Source organism: Cupriavidus sp. PET2-C1 (genome assembly GCF_054515855.1).
The window spans coordinates 2,729,536-2,746,483 of record NZ_CM137260.1; the positions used below are offsets into that span (position 1 = coordinate 2,729,536).

At 66.8% G+C, this 16,948-nt stretch carries 14 protein-coding genes; 11 read left to right on the forward strand and 3 right to left on the reverse strand.

From position 1 onward, the window contains the following. The first annotated feature begins 237 nt into the window (after positions 1-237). A complete protein-coding gene (locus tag ACX12D_RS32190; RefSeq protein ID WP_459375032.1) occupies positions 238-1,413 on the forward strand; it encodes an extracellular catalytic domain type 1 short-chain-length polyhydroxyalkanoate depolymerase in 1,176 nt (391 codons plus the stop codon). Between the two features lie 103 nt (positions 1,414-1,516). On the opposite strand, the gene ACX12D_RS32195 is transcribed toward ACX12D_RS32190, so the two are convergent. Continuing rightward, positions 1,517-2,827 carry an MFS transporter gene (locus ACX12D_RS32195; protein WP_441640033.1) on the reverse strand — a complete coding sequence of 437 codons (1,311 nt, stop codon included), beginning with the start codon at positions 2,825-2,827 and terminating at the stop codon, positions 1,517-1,519. A gap of 408 nt (positions 2,828-3,235) precedes the next feature. Here ACX12D_RS32195 and ACX12D_RS32200 point away from each other — a divergent pair, with 408 nt between their 5' ends. Continuing rightward, positions 3,236-7,228, forward strand: a complete 3,993-nt coding sequence (locus ACX12D_RS32200) for a DUF748 domain-containing protein (protein WP_459375033.1) — start codon at positions 3,236-3,238, stop codon at positions 7,226-7,228. A gap of 135 nt (positions 7,229-7,363) precedes the next feature. After that, positions 7,364-7,549, forward strand: a complete 186-nt coding sequence (locus ACX12D_RS32205; RefSeq protein WP_459375034.1) for a rubredoxin — start codon at positions 7,364-7,366, stop codon at positions 7,547-7,549. Between the two features lie 88 nt (positions 7,550-7,637). Here ACX12D_RS32205 and ACX12D_RS32210 read toward each other — a convergent pair whose 3' ends face one another. Further along, the gene (locus tag ACX12D_RS32210; protein ID WP_170301920.1) at positions 7,638-7,796 is read right to left on the reverse strand and encodes a hypothetical protein; all 159 of its coding nucleotides are present in this window, start codon (positions 7,794-7,796) and stop codon (positions 7,638-7,640) included. 44 nt (positions 7,797-7,840) lie between these two features. Next, positions 7,841-8,023, reverse strand: coding sequence for a hypothetical protein (locus ACX12D_RS32215; protein ID WP_006163669.1), 183 nt, complete (start codon positions 8,021-8,023; stop codon positions 7,841-7,843). Positions 8,024-8,336: 313 nt separating this feature from the next. Here ACX12D_RS32215 and ACX12D_RS32220 point away from each other — a divergent pair, with 313 nt between their 5' ends. The 8 genes from ACX12D_RS32220 (at position 8,337) to ACX12D_RS32255 (ending at position 16,898) form a co-directional block, all read left to right on the forward strand. Further along, the gene (locus ACX12D_RS32220) at positions 8,337-9,122 is read left to right on the forward strand and encodes a FadR/GntR family transcriptional regulator (protein WP_459375035.1); all 786 of its coding nucleotides are present in this window, start codon (positions 8,337-8,339) and stop codon (positions 9,120-9,122) included. Then, positions 9,122-10,150 carry an L-idonate 5-dehydrogenase gene (locus ACX12D_RS32225; RefSeq protein WP_459376587.1) on the forward strand — a complete coding sequence of 343 codons (1,029 nt, stop codon included), beginning with the start codon at positions 9,122-9,124 and terminating at the stop codon, positions 10,148-10,150. The genes ACX12D_RS32220 and ACX12D_RS32225 overlap by 1 nt, the downstream gene beginning before the upstream one ends. 79 nt (positions 10,151-10,229) lie before the next feature. Continuing rightward, the gene (locus ACX12D_RS32230; RefSeq protein ID WP_459375036.1) at positions 10,230-11,231 is read left to right on the forward strand and encodes a sialic acid TRAP transporter substrate-binding protein SiaP; all 1,002 of its coding nucleotides are present in this window, start codon (positions 10,230-10,232) and stop codon (positions 11,229-11,231) included. A gap of 81 nt (positions 11,232-11,312) precedes the next feature. Then, positions 11,313-11,945, forward strand: a complete 633-nt coding sequence (locus ACX12D_RS32235; RefSeq protein ID WP_459375037.1) for a TRAP transporter small permease — start codon at positions 11,313-11,315, stop codon at positions 11,943-11,945. 43 nt (positions 11,946-11,988) lie between these two features. Further along, positions 11,989-13,392 (forward strand): TRAP transporter large permease, encoded by a 1,404-nt coding sequence (locus tag ACX12D_RS32240; protein WP_459375038.1) that lies wholly within the window; start codon positions 11,989-11,991, stop codon positions 13,390-13,392. Next, on the forward strand, positions 13,389-14,495 hold the full coding sequence (locus tag ACX12D_RS32245) for a mandelate racemase/muconate lactonizing enzyme family protein (RefSeq protein WP_459375039.1): 1,107 nt from the start codon (positions 13,389-13,391) through the stop codon (positions 14,493-14,495). The genes ACX12D_RS32240 and ACX12D_RS32245 overlap by 4 nt, the downstream gene beginning before the upstream one ends. Positions 14,496-14,546: 51 nt before the next feature. Then, entirely contained in the window at positions 14,547-15,302 is a 756-nt protein-coding gene (locus ACX12D_RS32250; RefSeq protein WP_441640025.1) for an SDR family oxidoreductase, read from the forward strand. A 48-nt stretch (positions 15,303-15,350) separates the two neighbouring features. Next, positions 15,351-16,898: a UxaA family hydrolase gene (locus tag ACX12D_RS32255; RefSeq protein WP_459375040.1), complete on the forward strand. Its 1,548-nt coding sequence runs from the start codon at positions 15,351-15,353 to the stop codon at positions 16,896-16,898. Positions 16,899-16,948: the final 50 nt, after the last annotated feature.

Here is a 16,948-nt window from a genome sequence, read left to right on the forward strand (position 1 = left end):
CGCAGTATAACCGCGCGCCTTTTGCCGCTATCTCTTAGTGATCTGCATTCTTTCGTCGGCTGAATTCAGTGTTTTAGTCATTGTGGGCACTCACGGAAGTGCATCTGCGGGCGCATGGTGCATTAGATGAAAGAATCTAATGTCTGTCTTTCATAACATGTGGTGGAAAAGCGGCAGCGAGCGCCGGGTTGTCGTGTGCTATGCTGCATCGCAACAATCTTGATAGCAGGAGTCTTCATGACCAAGAGCCTTTCGGCGGACTGGCATGCGCAGCTCCGGCAGATCAGCCGGGCGCAGCCCCAGTCCGCGCACCATCTCAAAACGTGGTTCAACCGTATCGCTACACTGAATCCCGCAGCGCCCCGTCTTCGGGCGCGCTCGCCGGCGCCGCTGCCTTTGCCACCGCGCCACCCCTTGCCCGGAGAATGGGCTCCCCACCACCACCGCCTCGCGCCGCTGCCTGGCGAGCTGGTGCCTCGCTTGCCCTACTGGCTATACGTGCCCTCCGGCGCGCCCAAGCGGCCCATGCCGCTGGTGGTGATGCTGCATGGTTGCCGGCAGAAGCCGGAAGATCTCGCGGCGGGCACGCGGATGAACGCCCTGGCTGAGCGCGAAGGCTTCATGGTGGCCTATCCCCAGCAGCCCCTGCGGCGCCAGATGCAGCGCTGCTGGCAGTGGTTCGACCTGGGCGCCACGGAAGGCGGCCGCGAGGCGCAGGCACTGGCGGTATTGATCGACGCGTTGGCGGCCAGGCGGGACGTCCGTGCCGACCAGGTGTATCTGGCAGGCTTGTCCGCGGGCGCCAGCATGGCGGCGGTGGTGGCCTTGCGCTATCCCGAGAAGATCGCCGCCGTGGGCTTGCATTCCGGGGTCGTGATTGGCGCGGGCCACACGGCCAGCGACGGCCTGCGGGCCATGCAGCACGGCACGCAAGCCGACCCGGCGATGTTGCTGGATGCCGCCGGCGTGACGCCGGGCGGACCGAAGATGCCGGCCATCGTGCTGCACGGCATGGACGACGGGGCGGTGCATCCCGTCAACGCCCGCTTGCTCGCGCGTCAGTTCCTGGCCTACAACGGCATGAACGACCGGGTCGAGGAGCGGATGAACGGCGCCGCGGTGAGGCACCTCACCGGCGCGGAGCAGGAAGCCGCCGCGGCGGATGCAGATGCGGATTCAGATGTGGCGCAGGCTGACAGCGCCAACGGCCAGCCAGCCAGTGCCCTGCTGCCGGCCGGGGACTACCTGGAAGCCAGCTTTGGCACCTGGAACCGCGAGCTGGTCGAGCTGTGCGAGGTTGCCGGCCTTGATCACGCCTGGAGCGGCGGCGATGGCGACTACCCTTACCATGCGCCGATCGGCCCCGATGCCAGCGCGTTGATGTGGGAATTTTTCAAGCAGCATCGCCGCTAGCGCTGGCCAGCGCATGGGCGTAAAAAAGGAGGGCGCGAATGCGGCCCTCCTTTTTTCATGGCCGGCGTGTGGCTCAACGCAGGCGCAGCGGTTGCCATCAGGCTCAGGCGAGCGAGCGGTCCTTGACGAACAGCGCCGTCACCATGCCCAGCAGGCACAGCGCCACCACGTAGTAGGCGGGGGCCAGCGGATCGTTCTTGAGCATCAGCGTCACGATCATCGGGGTCAGCCCGCCGAAGATCGCGTACGACAGGTTGTACGAGAACGACAGCCCGGAAAACCGCACCTGGGCCGGGAACGCCTTGACCAGCACATATGGCACCGCGCCGATGGTGCCCACGAAGAAGCCGGCCACCGCGTACAGCGGGATCAGCAGGTCGGGGCGTGTGTGCAGCGTGCTGTAGAACACGTACGAGCTGATCGCCAGCAGCAGGCCGCCAACGAACAGGGTGACCCGCGGGCCCACCTTGTCGGCCATCAGGCCGGCCACCACGCAGCCGACCGTCAGGCACAGCGTCGCCACGCTATTGGCTACCAGCGCGGTGCGCGCATCGAAGCCATAGATCTTCTGCAGGAAGGTGGGCGTCATCAGGATCACCACCACGATGCCCGCGGACAGCATCCACGTCAGCAGCATCGATACCGCCACGGCGCCGCGGTGATCGCGCACCACCGTCTTGAGCGGCATTTCCGCGGCCAGCGCCTTGCGCTTTTGCAACTCGGCGAACACCGGGGTTTCATGCAGCCAGCGGCGCAGGTACATGGAGCCGATGCCGAACACACCGCCCAGCAGGAAAGGCATGCGCCAGCCCCAGTCGACAAGCTCGGCCGGGGTGAAGATGGTATTGACGCCGGTGGCCACCAGGGAGCCCAGCAGGATGCCGGCCGTCAGGCCTGCGGTCAGCGTGCCGCAGGCATAGCCGGTGCGGCGCGCGGGCACGTGCTCGGAGACGAACACCCAGGCGCCGGGCACTTCGCCGCCAACCGCCGCGCCCTGCATCACGCGCAGCAGCAGCAGCGCCACGGGCGCCAGCAGGCCGATCGCATGGTAGGTCGGCAGCAGGCCCATCAGCAGCGTCGGCACCGACATCAGCAGGATGGAAAGCGTGAACATCTTCTTGCGGCCAAGCAGGTCGCCGAAGTGGGCCATGATGATGCCGCCCAGCGGGCGAGCCAGGTAGCCGGCGGCAAAGATGCCGAAGGTCTGCAGCTGGCGCAGCCAGTCCGGCACCGACGGCGGGAAGAACAGCTGCCCGATGACGGTGGCGAAGAAGACAAAGATGATGAAGTCGTAGAACTCGAGCGCCCCCCCGAGGGCGGCAAGGGCAAGCGTCTTGTAATCCTGTCCGGTCAGCGGGCGCGCTTGTTGGCTGTGCGCGCTATCTGCTCCGGCAGTACTGCTGATGGTAGACATGAGGAGACTCGCATGGAAATGGTTCGCATGCGAAGCGCGCAACACGGTTGACGTGGAGGGTTCTGGCCGGAGGGTACAGCGCGGGAGAAGCAGGCACTAAGTGGCGGATAAGCCGCTGGCATGCGACGGGACGCTTCGCAAAGGCGTGACGATACCAGATCGGCGTTGAGCCGGCTCGAGCCAGCGCGCTTGAATTCCCTTTGGGATCGTCCTGAAATCCTTTTTAAATCCCTTTGAATGCCTTTGCTTTGCCCTCAAGCGTTGCGATAATGTCGTTAAAAAGTGAAATCCGGGCCACAAAGTGGCCGATCCGTCTGGCGACACTGTGTGGAATGCTTGCTACATCGTGTTCTCCAGCGGGTTCGGATAGCGGACGCGGGTAGTTGGGGTCGAATCTTCTGGGATCACATGGCAATCAAGTTCTCCATGCAGGCAGCAACTGCAACGCCACGTCGCAGGGCCGGCCTGCGGGTAGCCGGCGGCATTGTGGCCGCGCTGGCGGTGTTTGGCCTGGCCGGGTATTTTGGCGGGCCACCGCTGATCAAATCGTTCGCAGCCAAGCAGGCTAGCGAAGCGCTGGGGCGCAAGGTCACGTTCGGGGGCGCCGAGGTGCATCCGTTCTCGCTGGCCGTCGACGTTTCCGACATTACCATCTACGAGCCCGATGGCACCACGCCCATGCTGACCGTGGGCGAAGCCAAGATCGATGGCGCCATCGCGTCACTGTGGCACTTCGCCCCGGTGGTGGATGCCGTGCATATCGACCGGCCCGCGCTGCATCTTGCGCGCGACGCCAACGGCCGCATGAACTACGCCGACATCGTGGAGCGCTTCGCGGCCAAGCCGCCCGCGCCAAAATCCGAGCCGGCGCGCTTCTCGGTCAACAATATCGCGCTGACCAGCGGCAGCCTGGTGTTCGACGACAAGCTGCTCGACCAGACGCAGCGCGTGGACAACCTCACCATCACGCTGCCGTTCCTGTCCAACCTGCCGCATGACGTGGAGATCGTCACCCGGCCCACGCTGAGCGCGAACATCAACGGCTCCGCGCTGGCGCTCGACGGCACCATGCTGCCGTTCGCGGCATCGCGCGAGACCCACCTGAATATCAACCTCGATGCCCTGGAGCTGGCGCGCTACATGCCGTTCGCGCCGAAGCTCAAGGATGCGGATATCAAGGGTGGGCTGCTGGATTCACGGCTGACGCTGGGCTTTATCCAGGACAAGGACAAGCAGGACGTCTTCCTGGCAGGCACCGCGGCGCTGCGCGACGCCGATATCCGCAAGCATGATGGTTCGCCGCTGGTGAAGGCCGGGCGGATAGCGGTGGACATCGCGCGCATTGAACCGCTGGGGCGGATGGCCCACCTGCGCAGCCTCTCCGTGGATGGCCTGGCCGTGCAGGCAGTGCGGCGCGCCGATGGCTCGCTCGACCTGGCCGGCGCGTTCCTGCCGGAAGCCGCCAAGGTAGAAAAGCCGGCTCACGCGCCGGCTGCCGCCGCATCGGCAGCAGCAGCGGCGCCCGCATCCGCGCCGGCCGTAGCCAAGGCTGGCCCGGCTTCCGCACCTGTGGTGGCCAAGGCTGGCCCGGCATCGGCACCCTCCGCCGCCGGCATTGCACCGGTGCCTGAAAAGCCCTGGCGCTATGCGATCGACCAGATCACCGTCAAAGAGGCCCGCCTGGGCCTGCGCGACGACTCGGCGCCTTCCGGGCCCGGCACGCTCGCGCTCGGGCCGCTTGACGCCGATGTGGCCGGCCTCTCCGGCGACAGCGACAAGCCAGCCAAGGTGCAGGCCAAGCTGACGATCGGCGAAGGCCAGACGCTTAGCCATGAGGGCGAGCTGTCCCTGCGTGGCGGTACCATGGACGGCACGCTGCAAGCCAGCGGCCTGAAGCCCCAAGGGTTTGCCGCATGGTGGCCGGCGGAGCTCCAGACCCGCCTTGGCGACACGGCCATCCATGCCGAACTGCATTACAAGATGGCGTGGGGCGGCCCCGCGTTTGCTTTCTCGCTGGAAAAGTCCCGCGTCGAACTGGCGCCCCTCTACCTGACCACCCGGGAGCCGGTGACGGTGGCGCAAGTGGCAGCCGCCACGACTGGCGCAAGCAAACCTGCCGCTGCCGATAGCGACCGCCGGCGCGATGCGCGCCGCGCGCGTACCCGCGACGACAGCGACACCGCCAACCTGCCGCTGATGCTCGCCGAGCGCGTGGCGCTGGAGGATATCGCGTTCGATCTTGGCGCGCATTCCTTCCAGGCCGGCCAGTTGGTGGTCGCCAAGCCGCAAATCGCCATCACGCGTGACTTCCACGGCGAATTGCTCGAAAGCGCGCGCCTGTGGGCTGTGCAATCCAGGCAGAAATCCGCCCAGCGCAGCGCCGCCGTCCAGGCCAAGGCTGTCCAGCCCGAGAGCGCGGCTGCCGCCAAGCCATTGCCATGGAAGGCACAGCTCGGCAAGTTCACGCTCGATGGGGGCAGCCTGCGCGTGACCGACTATGCGCCCGCGGCCGCCAACCGCGACCGCCCCGTGGTTCATCAATTCCGCAATATCAGCCTCGGCACGGGCGCGCTCAACTGGCCGATGGCGGCCGGGGCCATCCCGGTGAAGCTCAAGGCCGACGTGGGCCGGCGTGGCGCGATGGCGCTCGACGGCACCGTGCTGCCTAGCGGGCCCGCGGCGCAACTGCAGGTCGACCTCCGGGAGCTGGACCTCGCGCCGCTGCAGCCCTACCTGGCCGACCGCTTCAACGCGGCGTTGCGTGGCGGCGCCGCTACCGTCAAGGGCCGCCTCGGCGTGGAAGCCCCCGCCGGCAAGCCAATCGCCGCGCGCTTTACCGGCAATGCGCTGCTCGGCAATGTGCGCAGCGTCGACCGGGTGACCGGTGACGACTTCCTGCGCTGGCGCTCGCTCGCGGTGAGCGGCATCGATTTCGCCATGGATGAGGCCAAGGGGCCGATGAAGGTCGGCGTGGCCGGCGTCGCGCTGTCGGACTTCTACGCGCGGGTGATCCTGAATGCCAACGGCCGCCTGAACCTGCAGGATGTGATGGCCGGCGGCGCTGCCAAGGGTGAGGCGGCGCCCACCACCAGCCTGACGCAAGCCAGTCCCGCGCCGGCGAGCGCCGCCGGCGCACCGGCCCCGGTGCCCGCGCCTGTGGCTTCCGCCGCGGCCAAGCCGCAGATCCGCATTGGCGGCGTGACGGTGGAGAAAGGCAACATCAATTTCTCGGACTTCTTTGTCAAGCCGAACTACAGCGCCAACCTGACCGATATGAAGGGATCGGTCTCCAAGGTGTCCTCGACCGAGCCGACGCCCGCCGACCTCACGCTGGCAGGCCGCATCGACGATGATGCGCCGGTCACCATCGACGGCAAGCTCAATCCGCTGGCCGACACGCTCTACCTCGATATCGCCGCCAAGGCGGCAGGCGTGGAGCTGACCCGGCTGACGCCGTACGCGGCCAAGTACGCCGGCTACCCGATCACCAAGGGCAAGCTCACGGTCGATGTGGCGTACAAGATCGAGAACGGCAAGCTGGACGCGCGCAATCACCTCTACCTGGACCAGCTCACCTTTGGCGACAAGGTCGACAGCCCTAGCGCGACCAAGCTGCCGGTGCTGCTGGCGGTCTCGCTGCTGAAGGACCGCAATGGCGTGATCGACATCAACCTGCCGGTGTCGGGTTCGTTGTCGGACCCGGAGTTCAGTATCGGTGGCGTGATCGTGCGGGTGATCGTCAACCTGCTGACCAAGGCCATTACCTCGCCGTTCTCGTTGATCGCCTCTGCCTTTGGCGGTGGCGACGAACTGGGCTACGTGGAGTTTGCGCCAGGCACGTCCACGCTCACGCCGGCGGCCACGCAGAAGATCGCGACGCTGGGCAAGGCCCTGGCTGACCGCCCGGCGCTGCGCCTGGAGATCAGCGGCCGCATCGATCCCGCCACCGATACCGCCGGCGCCAAGCGTGCCTGGCTGGACGCGCGCGTGGCTGAGCAAAAATCGCGCGAGATGCGCGCCAGCGCGAAGGCGGGTGCCGTGGCCGAAGAGAGCGAGGAAGGCGAGCAAGGCGCCAAGGTAACGGTGTCGCCGCAGGAGTACCCGAAGTACCTGGAAGCGGTCTACAAGCGCGCCTCCTTCAAGAAGCCGCGCAATATGATCGGGCTGTCGAAATCCCTGCCCACCAAGGAGATGGAGACGCTGTTGCTGGAGAACGCGCCGGTGACCGATGTGGAACTCCGGCAATTGGCGGAGCAGCGGGCGCTGGCGGTCAAGCAGGCGCTGGAGCGCGACGCCAAGGTGCCGGAAAGCCGCCTGTTCCTGACCGCCTCGAAGCTCAACGCCGATGGCATCAAGGACAAGGGCGCACCCAACCGGGTCGACTTCACCATTCGGCAGTGAAGCGCCGGCAAACCTGGCCTTGCCCGCGCAGGGGGTGGCGTTGCCATCCCCTGCGCTCCGCCTCTTGGCCCAATCGGCGGGGTACGGGCAAAAAACGCTGTATCATTTCGCCCGGAATCGATACAGGAGTGCGTTTTGCAGCAGGAAGCCGTTGTTTACAAGACTTGGGTTTGCTTGATTTGCGGATGGGTCTACGAGGAAGAGCAGGGCTGGCCGGATGATGGCATCGCCCCCGGCACGCGCTGGGACGACATTCCGGAAGACTGGCGCTGCCCTGAATGTGACGTGGGCAAGGGCGAATTCGCGATGATCGAGATCTGATCGGCCGGGCGGGCAAACGCAGCCACGCAAACGATCAGCGACCGGGCGCTTCAGGCCCGATGACGATGCATCACACAGTGCAGCGCGCTTAGTGCCGCTGCATTTGCCGGCAGATGCCGGCGCGCTTGCGCTGCTCGGCGCAGCGGCGATAGCGCATGCGGTAGGGGTGGCTACAGCGCCAGATCGCCGTGGCCACGGTGACCAGCAGGAACGCCGCCATCAAGACAGCCAGCAGGCTCAGTGTCATAGCGGCCCCCATTCTCACAAGCAAGCCGGGAACGCTCGAAGCGTTCAGATAAGCAACGGAAGCGCCTCCAGCAAGGCCACCGCCAGCAGAGCCCCGAAGATCGCACCCGCCGCGCGGCAACTGATGCGCAAGGCCCGGGCCGTGAAGGGGATCCCGCCGAAGGCAATCATGCCAACCAGCGCCATCGGAATCAGGAACACAAGATCATGTGACGTGAAGTGCAGCATTGCCGTCTCCTGTCTTTCTGCTTGTGCTTCCAGTATAGAAAGTGTCGCAGGGAGTCCAAGGACGATGACATTGGGGTTGTCCCGTAAGCTGCATTTTGTCGGGACGCGTGCACAAGCCCCCCCCCGCCACATTCTTTGCTGCAGCCGCGGCCCATGCCGTATCGGCCCCTGGCGCGGGCATCCGGGTAGCCACCGGCGCCCGCCTGCTGCGGCGCTGCATAAATTTCCCTTGTAGCGCGCGAAAAAACTTCCTAAAAATTGGTCAGGCCACTTTACCTTCTGGCCCAAATCATTTTCGGGATCGCGCGCCGACATGCCCTTGCAGCAGATCGAACCCCGCCGCTTGTACCGCCAGATTGCCGACCAGTTGCGCCGGCTGATCGAGAACGGTGAGTTTCCAGTGGGCGCGCGCCTGCCGCCCGAGCGAGACCTTGCGGTGCAGCTGGGCGTGTCGCGGCCATCGGTGCGCGAAGCGCTGATCGCGCTGGAGGTGGAAGGGCTGGTGGAGGTGCGGATGGGCTCGGGCATCTACGCCTGTCCGCCGGACCGCGCACGTGCCGGCAGCGTGATGGCCGAGCCGCCACTGGATGTGATTCGCGCGCGACAGACCATCGAGGGTGAGATGGCGGCCAACGCCGCGCGGCATGCCACGCCGGCATTGCTGGCCGCGCTGGAAGAAGCGATCGCCATCATGCAGGAGGAGGCCGGCGCGGGACAGGTTCCGGTCAAGGGCGATCGCCTGTTCCATTTGCGGATCACCGAAGTCTCCGGCAATGCCGTGCTGCAGCGCCTGGTGGCCGAGCTGTTCGACGAGCGCCATAACCCGCTCTTTGCCCGTTTCGGCAGCCACTTCGAGAACGCGTCCAGCTGGCATGCGGCCATTGCCGAGCACCGCGCCGTGGTGGCAGCCATCGCCTCGGGCTCGCCAGATGCCGCGCGCGACGCCATGTGCCAGCACCTGGAAGCCTCGCACGGCCGCTTCTACGCGGCGTGGCCCGCAGGCGCGCCAACCGAGCCCGGCAAGCCAGCCGAGCGATCCGAGCCAACCGAGCCAACCCCAACGCGGCGCAAGCCGCGCAAGCTTGCCGAGGAGTCATGATGTCCCTGGTCTGCCATATCCATGCGAGCGAAGACCTGCGTTTCACGCAGGTGGAACCTGCTGCTCCCGGGCCGTTCGAGGTCGAGGTGCGCCTCGGCGCGGCCGGCATCTGTGGCTCGGACCTGCATTACTACTTCCACGGCAAGGTCGGCGCCTTCGTGATCCGCGAGCCGCTGACGCCGGGCCACGAAGCGGCCGGCATCGTCTCCCGCGTTGGCAGCGCGGTCACGCGCGTCGCGCCGGGCAACAAGGTGGCGATCAATCCCTCGCATGCATGCGGGCAATGCGACTACTGCCGGGCCGGGCGCGACAACCTCTGCCGGAACATGCGTTTTCTCGGCAGCGCCAGCATCTATCCGCATGTGCAAGGCATGTTCCGCGAGCACTTCCTGATGCACGAGCGCCAGCTGACGCCGGTGGACAGCGATATCTCGCTGGGTGAGCTTGCGTTTGCCGAGCCGCTCTCGGTGGCGCTGCATGGCGTGAACCGTGCCGGCGAGCTACTGGGCAAGACAGTGCTGGTCACTGGCGGCGGCACCATCGGCAGCCTTGCGGTGATGGCCGCGCGCCTGGCCGGCGCCGCGCACATCATCGCCTGCGATATCGCGGACCGGCCGCTCGAGGTAGCGTTGCAGGTTGGCGCCGACCAGGTGATCCGCACCGACCGGGAGCCGCCGCAGGCGCTGCAGGATCTCGCCGATGTCTGCCTGGAAGCTGCCGGCAGCGGCGCGGCGCTCGGTACCTGCCTGCTGGCCGCACGGCGTGGCGCGCGCATCGTGCAGATCGGCACGTTGCCGGCCGAAGGGCTGCACTTTCCTGCCAACAACATCATGGCGCGCGAGCTGGAGTACGTCGGCGCGTTCCGCTTCGGGCGCGAGTTCGACTGGGCCGTGCGCTATCTCATGCAAGGCCGCCTTGATGTGCGTCCGCTGCTGTCCGCGCAGCTGCCGCTGGCGCAGGCCGTGGAGGCATTCGCGCTGGCCGCGGACAAGACGCGCAGCACCAAGGTACAGCTCACCGCCGCATAGATCCAAAACCGCAGCACCTGACCGCCGCAAGCGCGTCCGCGAGAGAGCGCAAGGCCCACCACACCGAAGGAGACGAAGCATGAAGCCATTTTCCCTGCGCCTGCCATCAACGTTGCTGCCGGCCGCCCTCGTGCTGGCAACCTGCGTGGCCAGCCTGGCCTGCGGCAGCGCGCTGGCGCAGACGAAGCTCAAGTGGGCGCACGTGTACGAGACCTCGGAGCCGTTTCACAAGTGGTCGGTGTGGGCCGCCGATGAGATCAAGAAGCGCAGCAACGGCAGGTACCAGATCGATGTGTTCCCCGCCTCCCAGCTCGGCAAGGAGAACGATATCAACCAGGGCCTGGCGATGGGGTCGGTGGACATCATCATCTCGGGCTCCAGCTTTGCCGCCAAGTCGTTCCCGCGCATCGGCGTGACCTACTACCCCTACACCTTCCGCGACGCCAACCACCTGCTGGCCTATACCAAGAGCGATATCTACAAGGAGCTCACGCGCGGCTACGAGGAAAAATCGGGCAACCATATCGTCGCCACGACTTACTACGGTACGCGCCAGTCCACCTCGAACAAGCCCTTCTCGCACTGCGCCGAGATGAAGGGCCTGAAGATGCGCGTGCCCGATGTGCCAGCCTACCTTGCCATGCCGCGCGCCTGCGGCGTGAATACCTCGCCGATTGCCTTTGCCGAGGTGTACCTGGCACTGCAGAACGGCACCGTGGAGGCGCAGGAGAACCCGCTGCCCACCATTGAAGCCAAGAAATTCTACGAGGTGCAGAAGTACATCGTGCTCACGGGCCATATCGTCGACCACCTCAACACGGTGATTTCGGGCGGCCTGTGGAAGAAGCTCTCCGAGGCCGACCGCAAGATGTTCAGCGACGTGGCGCAGGAAGCCGCCATACGCGCCACCGCCGACGTGGTGGCGCGCGAGAAGGAGCTGGTGGCCGTATTCAAGCAAAAGGGCCTGACGGTCAGCGACATCAATGTGCCGGAGTACCGCGACGCGGTGCTGAAGAACGTGAGCTTCGAATCGCAGGGCTATCGCAAGGCCGACTGGGACAAGATCCAGGCGGTGCAGTGACCCCGGCGGCAGGCGCCGGATGGCCGATGACAGTTCACAGTTGACAGATCAGGCAGATCGCAGTCTTTGCGGAGCAACACCATGGAAATGCGTTCCCGACTTGCCGACGAGCTGCCCGCGCAGGCCGTCGCCGGCGAGACCCCAGGCGGTGCGCCGCAGCTGGCCACCGCCGCGGAGCTGGCGCACAGCTTCGAGGAGGCCGACAACAAGCGGGTGGAGCTTGCCGGCTACGCCGCCGAGGACTGGATCACGCTGGGCTTGTTCTGGCTCATGACGGTGCTGGTCTTCCTGCAGTTCTTCACCCGCTACGTGATGAACGACTCACTGGCCTGGACCGAGGAGCTGGCCACGTACTGCCTGATCGGCGTGGTGTTCATCGGCGCGGCGATGTGTGTGCGCAAGAGCCGGCATATCCAGGTGGACCTGATCTACCGCTACCTGCCGCATGCGCCGGCACGCGCGCTGTCCACGCTGGTGGACATTGCGCGCACCGCCTTTCTTGGCTACGCCGGCTGGCTGGTCTGGCGCTACATCCTGGTGGTGGGCGATGAGCCGATGACCACCATCGAGTGGAACAAGAGCTGGATCTACTACCTGGTGCTGGCCGGTTTCGTCCTGATGTGCCTGCGCTCCTGCCAGGTGGCCTGGCAGAACTGGACGCAGGGCTTTTCCATCCTGGAGCGCCCCGAGGCGTTCGAGGCCAGCGACGACTGACGACGACTGACGACGACTGACGACCAACCCGGAGCGCGCCGCCATGTGGATCCTGATTGTTTCCTTCCTGCTGCTGATGCTGGTGGGCCTGCCGGTCGCCATTGCGATGGCGGTGGCTTCGCTGCTGTATATCTGGGCCTCCGGCACCGTGCCGGACGTGATCCTGGCGCAGCGCATGATTGCCGGCGTGGAGAGTTTCCCGCTCCTGGCCGTGCCCTTTTTCATCCTCGCCGGCAACCTGATGAACGTGGCCGGCATCACCGGGCGCATCTATAACTTCGCCGTGGCGCTGGTGGGCTGGATGCGCGGCGGGCTGGGCCACGTCAACATCATCGGCTCGGTGATCTTCTCCGGCATGTCGGGCACCGCCATTGCCGATGCGGCGGGCCTGGGCACCATCGAGATCAAGGCCATGCAGGACCACGGCTACGAGACTGAGTTCGCGGTTGGCGTGACGGCGGCCTCGGCCACGCTCGGGCCGATCATCCCGCCGTCGCTGCCGTTCGTGATCTACGGCATGATGGCCAATGTGTCGATCGGCTCGCTGTTCCTGGCCGGCATCGTGCCGGGGCTGGTGCTGACCTTGTTCATGATGGGCACGGTGGCGTGGTTTGCCCACCGCCGCGGCTGGGGCAGCGATACCGCGTTCTCCTGGAAGCTGCTGGGCAACGCCAGCATCGAGATCGTGGTGGTGCTGGCCTTTCCGCTGGCGATCTGGCTGATGACGCGCTTCGGCGTGTCCACCAACGTGGCCGCGCTGATCGCGCTGGCGGTGCTGCTGGCGCTGGACTGGTACTTCGATTTTTCCGCGGTGATGGCGCTGATGGCGCCGGTGATCCTGATCGGCGGCATGACGCTGGGCTGGTTCACGCCCACCGAGGCCGCGGTGGCGGCGGTGATCTGGGCGCTGTTCCTCGGGCTGGTGCGCTACCGCTCCATGACGCTGCGCTCGCTGGCCAAGGCCACGCTCGACACCATCGAGACCACCGCATCGGTGCTGTTCATCGTCACCGCGGCATCGATCTTCGCCTGGCTGCTCACCACCAGCCAGGCCGCGCAGATGCTGTCCGACGCCATCCTCGGCTTCACCCACAACAAATGGGTGTTCCTGCTGCTGGCCAATGCGCTGATCCTGATCGTGGGCTGCTTTATCGACACCACGGCGGCGATCACCATCCTGGTCCCGATCCTGCTGCCCATCGTGCTCAAGCTCGGCATCGACCCGATCCACTTCGGGCTGGTGATGACGCTCAACCTGATGATCGGCCTGCTGCATCCGCCGCTGGGGATGGTGCTGTTCGTGCTGGCGCGCGTGGCCAAGCTGTCGGTGGAGCGCACTACCGTGGCCATCCTGCCGTGGCTGGTGCCGCTGTTCCTGACGTTGATCGCCATCACCTACTTCCCGGCGATCACGCTGTGGCTGCCGAACCTGGTGGGCAGCAAATGAGCGCCACCATCGTCCAGGTTGAACTGCTGCAGGTGGACCTGCCGCCGCGCGTGCCGCGCTCTGACGCCATCCAGTCCTTCGTCACGCAGGAAACACCCATGGTGCGCATCCGCTGCGACGATGGCTCGGAGGGCACGGGCTACGCCTATACCATCGGCACCGGCGGCTCATCGGTGATGGCGCTGCTGCGCGATCACCTGGCGCCGCGCCTGATCGGGCGCGATCCCGCCCAGATCGAGGCGATCTGGCGCGAGTTGCTGTTCGCCACGCACGCCACCTCGGTCGGCGCCATCACCAGCCTGGCGCTGGCCGCCATCGATACCGCGCTGTGGGACTGGCGCTGCCGCCGCGACGGCCAGCCCCTGTGGCTTGCCGCCGGCGGGGCGCAACCGCGCGTGCCGGTCTACACCACCGAAGGCGGCTGGCTGCACCTGGATGCCGATACGCTGGTGAACGAGGCCGTGGCGGCGCGCGAGGCGGGCTTTCGCGGTGCCAAGCTGAAGGTGGGCCGTGCGCTGGCGAGCGAGGACGTGGCGCGCCTCGCGGCGGTGCGTGCCGCCGTAGGTGACGGCTTCGAGCTGATGGTGGATGCCAACCAGTGCTTCACCGCTGCCGAGGCCATCCGGCGCGCGCCGCACTACGCCGAGCTGGGCATCGCGTGGTTCGAGGAGCCGCTGCCGGCCGACGATATCGGCGGGCACGTGCGGCTGGCCGCATCCACCTCGGTGCCCATCGCGGTGGGCGAGTCGTTGTACTCGCCTGGCCAGTTTGCCGAGTACGTGCGCCAGGGCGCCTGCGGCATCGTGCAGGCCGATGTGGCGCGCATTGGCGGCATCACGCCCTGGCTCAAGGTGGCGCATCTGGCCGAAGCCCACAACCTGTCGATCTGCCCGCACTTCCTGATGGAGCTGCATGTGTCGCTATGCGCTGCGGTGCCTAACGCGGCCTGGGTGGAGTACATCCCCCAGTTGGATGAGATTGCCGCCAGCAGCGTGCGCATCGAGGCCGGCCATGCCATCGCCCCGGACGCGCCGGGCCTTGGCATCGAATGGGACTGGGCCGCGATCGGGCGCCGCACGGTGGCGCGCGCGCTGGTGTCCTGATGATTTCACCGGCCCGCAAACGTGGCCGGAACCGCTCATGGAGAACGACTGATGACGCAACGACTCGCCGGCAAGCTGGCCCTCGTCACCGCGGCCGGGCAGGGCATTGGCCGCGCCACCGCCGAAGCCTATCTGCGTGAAGGCGCGCGCGTGATCGCCGCCGATATCAACGAGCGCTTGCTCGAGGCGCTGGCCGGCCAGCCCGGCTGCACCACGCTGCGGCTGGACGTCACGGATGGCGCCGCGGTGCAGGCCGCGGCCAAGCAGGCCGGCGCGCTCGATATCCTGTTCAACGGCGCGGGCTTCGTGCACCACGGCACCATCCTGGAATGCGACGAAGCGGCTTTCGATTTCTCGATGAACCTGAACGTGCGCGCCATGTACAGCATGATGCGCGCCTTCCTGCCCGCCATGGTGGCGCAGCGCCGCGGCTCGATCGTCAACATGGCGTCGGTGGCAGGCAGCATCAAGGGCGCGCCCAACCGCTTCGTCTACGGTGCCACCAAGGCGGCGGTGATCGGCATGACCAAGTCGGTGGCGGCGGACTACATCGGCCACGGCATCCGCTGCAATGCGATCTGCCCCGGCACGGTGGAGTCGCCCTCGCTGCGCCAGCGCATCGCGGACCAGGCGCGTGATGGCGGCAAGAGCCTGGCCGAGGTGGAAGCCGCCTTTGTCGCCCGCCAGCCGATGGGGCGCATTGGCACTGCCGCAGAGATCGCCGCGCTGGCGGTGTACCTCGGCTCGGACGAATCGGCCTTCACCACCGGCACGGCGCAGGTGATCGACGGTGGCTGGTCCAACTGAGGCGGCACATCCTGTTCGTCCCCTCTCAGCCATCCGCCCGGAGCCAGCATGCCAGCCGATAACGCCCCCAATGTCATCCGCATACACCCCGCCGACGACATCGTCATCGCCTGCCGCCAATTGGTGCCGGGCACCGTCATCGCCGCCGAGGGCGTGAGCGTCGCCAGCCTGGTGCCGCCCGGGCACAAGCTGGCGGTGCGCGCCATCGCCGCGGGCGCGCCGGTGCGGCGCTACAACCAGATCATCGGTTTTGCGCGCCAGCCGATCGCGCCGGGCCAGCACGTGCATACGCATAACCTGGCCATGGGCGAGTTCGCACGCGAATACGCTGCCGGCGCCGATGCGCGCGCTACCGAATACGTTGATGCACCCGCCTGCTTCGAGGGCATCAAGCGGGCCGACGGCAGCGTGGCCACCCGCAACTACATCGGTATCCTCACCTCGGTGAACTGCTCCGCCACGGTGGCGCGCGCCATCGCCGACCACTTCCGGCGCGAGCTTCGCCCCGAGGCGCTGGCCGCGTTTCCCAATGTGGACGGCGTGGTGGCGCTCACGCATGGCGCAGGCTGCGCCACCGATAGCGAGGGCGAGAACCTGCGCGTATTGCGCCGCACGCTGGCGGGCTACGCGCGCCACCCGAACTTTGCCGCGGTGCTGGTGGTGGGGCTGGGCTGCGAGGCCAACCAGATCGATGGCCTGCTGGCCGAGGCGCATCTCGCTGGCATGGCCAGCGGCCCGCGCCTGCATGCATTCAACATCCAGGACAGCGGCGGCACCGCCGGCGCGGTGGCGCGCGGCGTGGCCATCGTGCAGGACCTGCTTGCCGATGCCAATCGCGTGCACCGGCAAGCCATGCCAGCGAGCCACATCACGGTGGGCCTGCAATGCGGCGGCTCGGATGGGTACTCCGGGCTGACTGCCAACCCGGCGCTGGGCGCGGCCGTGGATCTGCTGGTGCGCCATGGCGGCGGCGCCATTTTGTCCGAGACGCCCGAGATCTACGGTGCCGAGCATCTGCTGACGCGCCGCGCGGCGTCGCCAGCGGTGGCGGCGCGCCTGCTGGCGCGGATCCGCTGGTGGGAGGACTACTGCGCGCGCAACCACGGCAGCATGGACAACAATCCCTCGGCCGGCAACAAGGCCGGCGGGCTCACCACCATCCTGGAGAAGTCGCTAGGCGCGGTGGCCAAGAGCGGCACCACCAACCTGGTGGAGGTCTACGAGTTCGCGCAGCCGGTGCGCGCGCGCGGCCTGGTCTTCATGGACACGCCTGGCTACGACCCGGTCTCGGCCACCGGCCAGGTGGCGGGCGGCGCCAACCTGATCTGCTTTACCACCGGGCGCGGCTCGGCCTACGGCTGCGCGCCATCGCCCTCGCTCAAGCTGGCAACCAATAATGCACTGTGGCAAAGGCAGGCCGACGACATCGACATCAACTGCGGCGACATCGTCGATGGCGGCGCCAGCATCGCGCAGAAGGGCGAGCAGATTTTCCGGCTGATGCTGAAGACCGCGTCGGGGCGAAAGACCAAGAGCGAGCTGCATGGCTACGGGCAGAACGAGTTCGTGCCGTGGTCGCTGGGCGCGGTCATGTAAGCGCATGCAGGCGCTGGGAACCATCGACAAAAACCACGCAGGAGAGAGAG

Excerpts from the sequence above, each read along its gene's own strand:
- ACX12D_RS32245 (WP_459375039.1), top strand. The coding sequence starts at position 13,389 with ATGAGCGCCACCATCGTCCAGGTTGAACTGCTGCAGGTGGACCTGCCG.
- ACX12D_RS32200 (WP_459375033.1), top strand. The coding sequence starts at position 3,236 with ATGGCAATCAAGTTCTCCATGCAGGCAGCAACTGCAACGCCACGTCGC.
- ACX12D_RS32250 (WP_441640025.1), top strand. The coding sequence starts at position 14,547 with ATGACGCAACGACTCGCCGGCAAGCTGGCCCTCGTCACCGCGGCCGGG.
- ACX12D_RS32210 (WP_170301920.1), bottom strand. The coding sequence starts at position 7,796 with ATGACACTGAGCCTGCTGGCTGTCTTGATGGCGGCGTTCCTGCTGGTC.
- ACX12D_RS32240 (WP_459375038.1), top strand. The coding sequence starts at position 11,989 with ATGTGGATCCTGATTGTTTCCTTCCTGCTGCTGATGCTGGTGGGCCTG.
- ACX12D_RS32195 (WP_441640033.1), bottom strand. The coding sequence starts at position 2,827 with ATGTCTACCATCAGCAGTACTGCCGGAGCAGATAGCGCGCACAGCCAA.
- ACX12D_RS32255 (WP_459375040.1), top strand. The coding sequence starts at position 15,351 with ATGCCAGCCGATAACGCCCCCAATGTCATCCGCATACACCCCGCCGAC.
- ACX12D_RS32215 (WP_006163669.1), bottom strand. The coding sequence starts at position 8,023 with ATGCTGCACTTCACGTCACATGATCTTGTGTTCCTGATTCCGATGGCG.
- ACX12D_RS32190 (WP_459375032.1), top strand. The coding sequence starts at position 238 with ATGACCAAGAGCCTTTCGGCGGACTGGCATGCGCAGCTCCGGCAGATC.
- ACX12D_RS32235 (WP_459375037.1), top strand. The coding sequence starts at position 11,313 with ATGGAAATGCGTTCCCGACTTGCCGACGAGCTGCCCGCGCAGGCCGTC.
- ACX12D_RS32230 (WP_459375036.1), top strand. The coding sequence starts at position 10,230 with ATGAAGCCATTTTCCCTGCGCCTGCCATCAACGTTGCTGCCGGCCGCC.
- ACX12D_RS32220 (WP_459375035.1), top strand. The coding sequence starts at position 8,337 with ATGCCCTTGCAGCAGATCGAACCCCGCCGCTTGTACCGCCAGATTGCC.
- ACX12D_RS32225 (WP_459376587.1), top strand. The coding sequence starts at position 9,122 with ATGTCCCTGGTCTGCCATATCCATGCGAGCGAAGACCTGCGTTTCACG.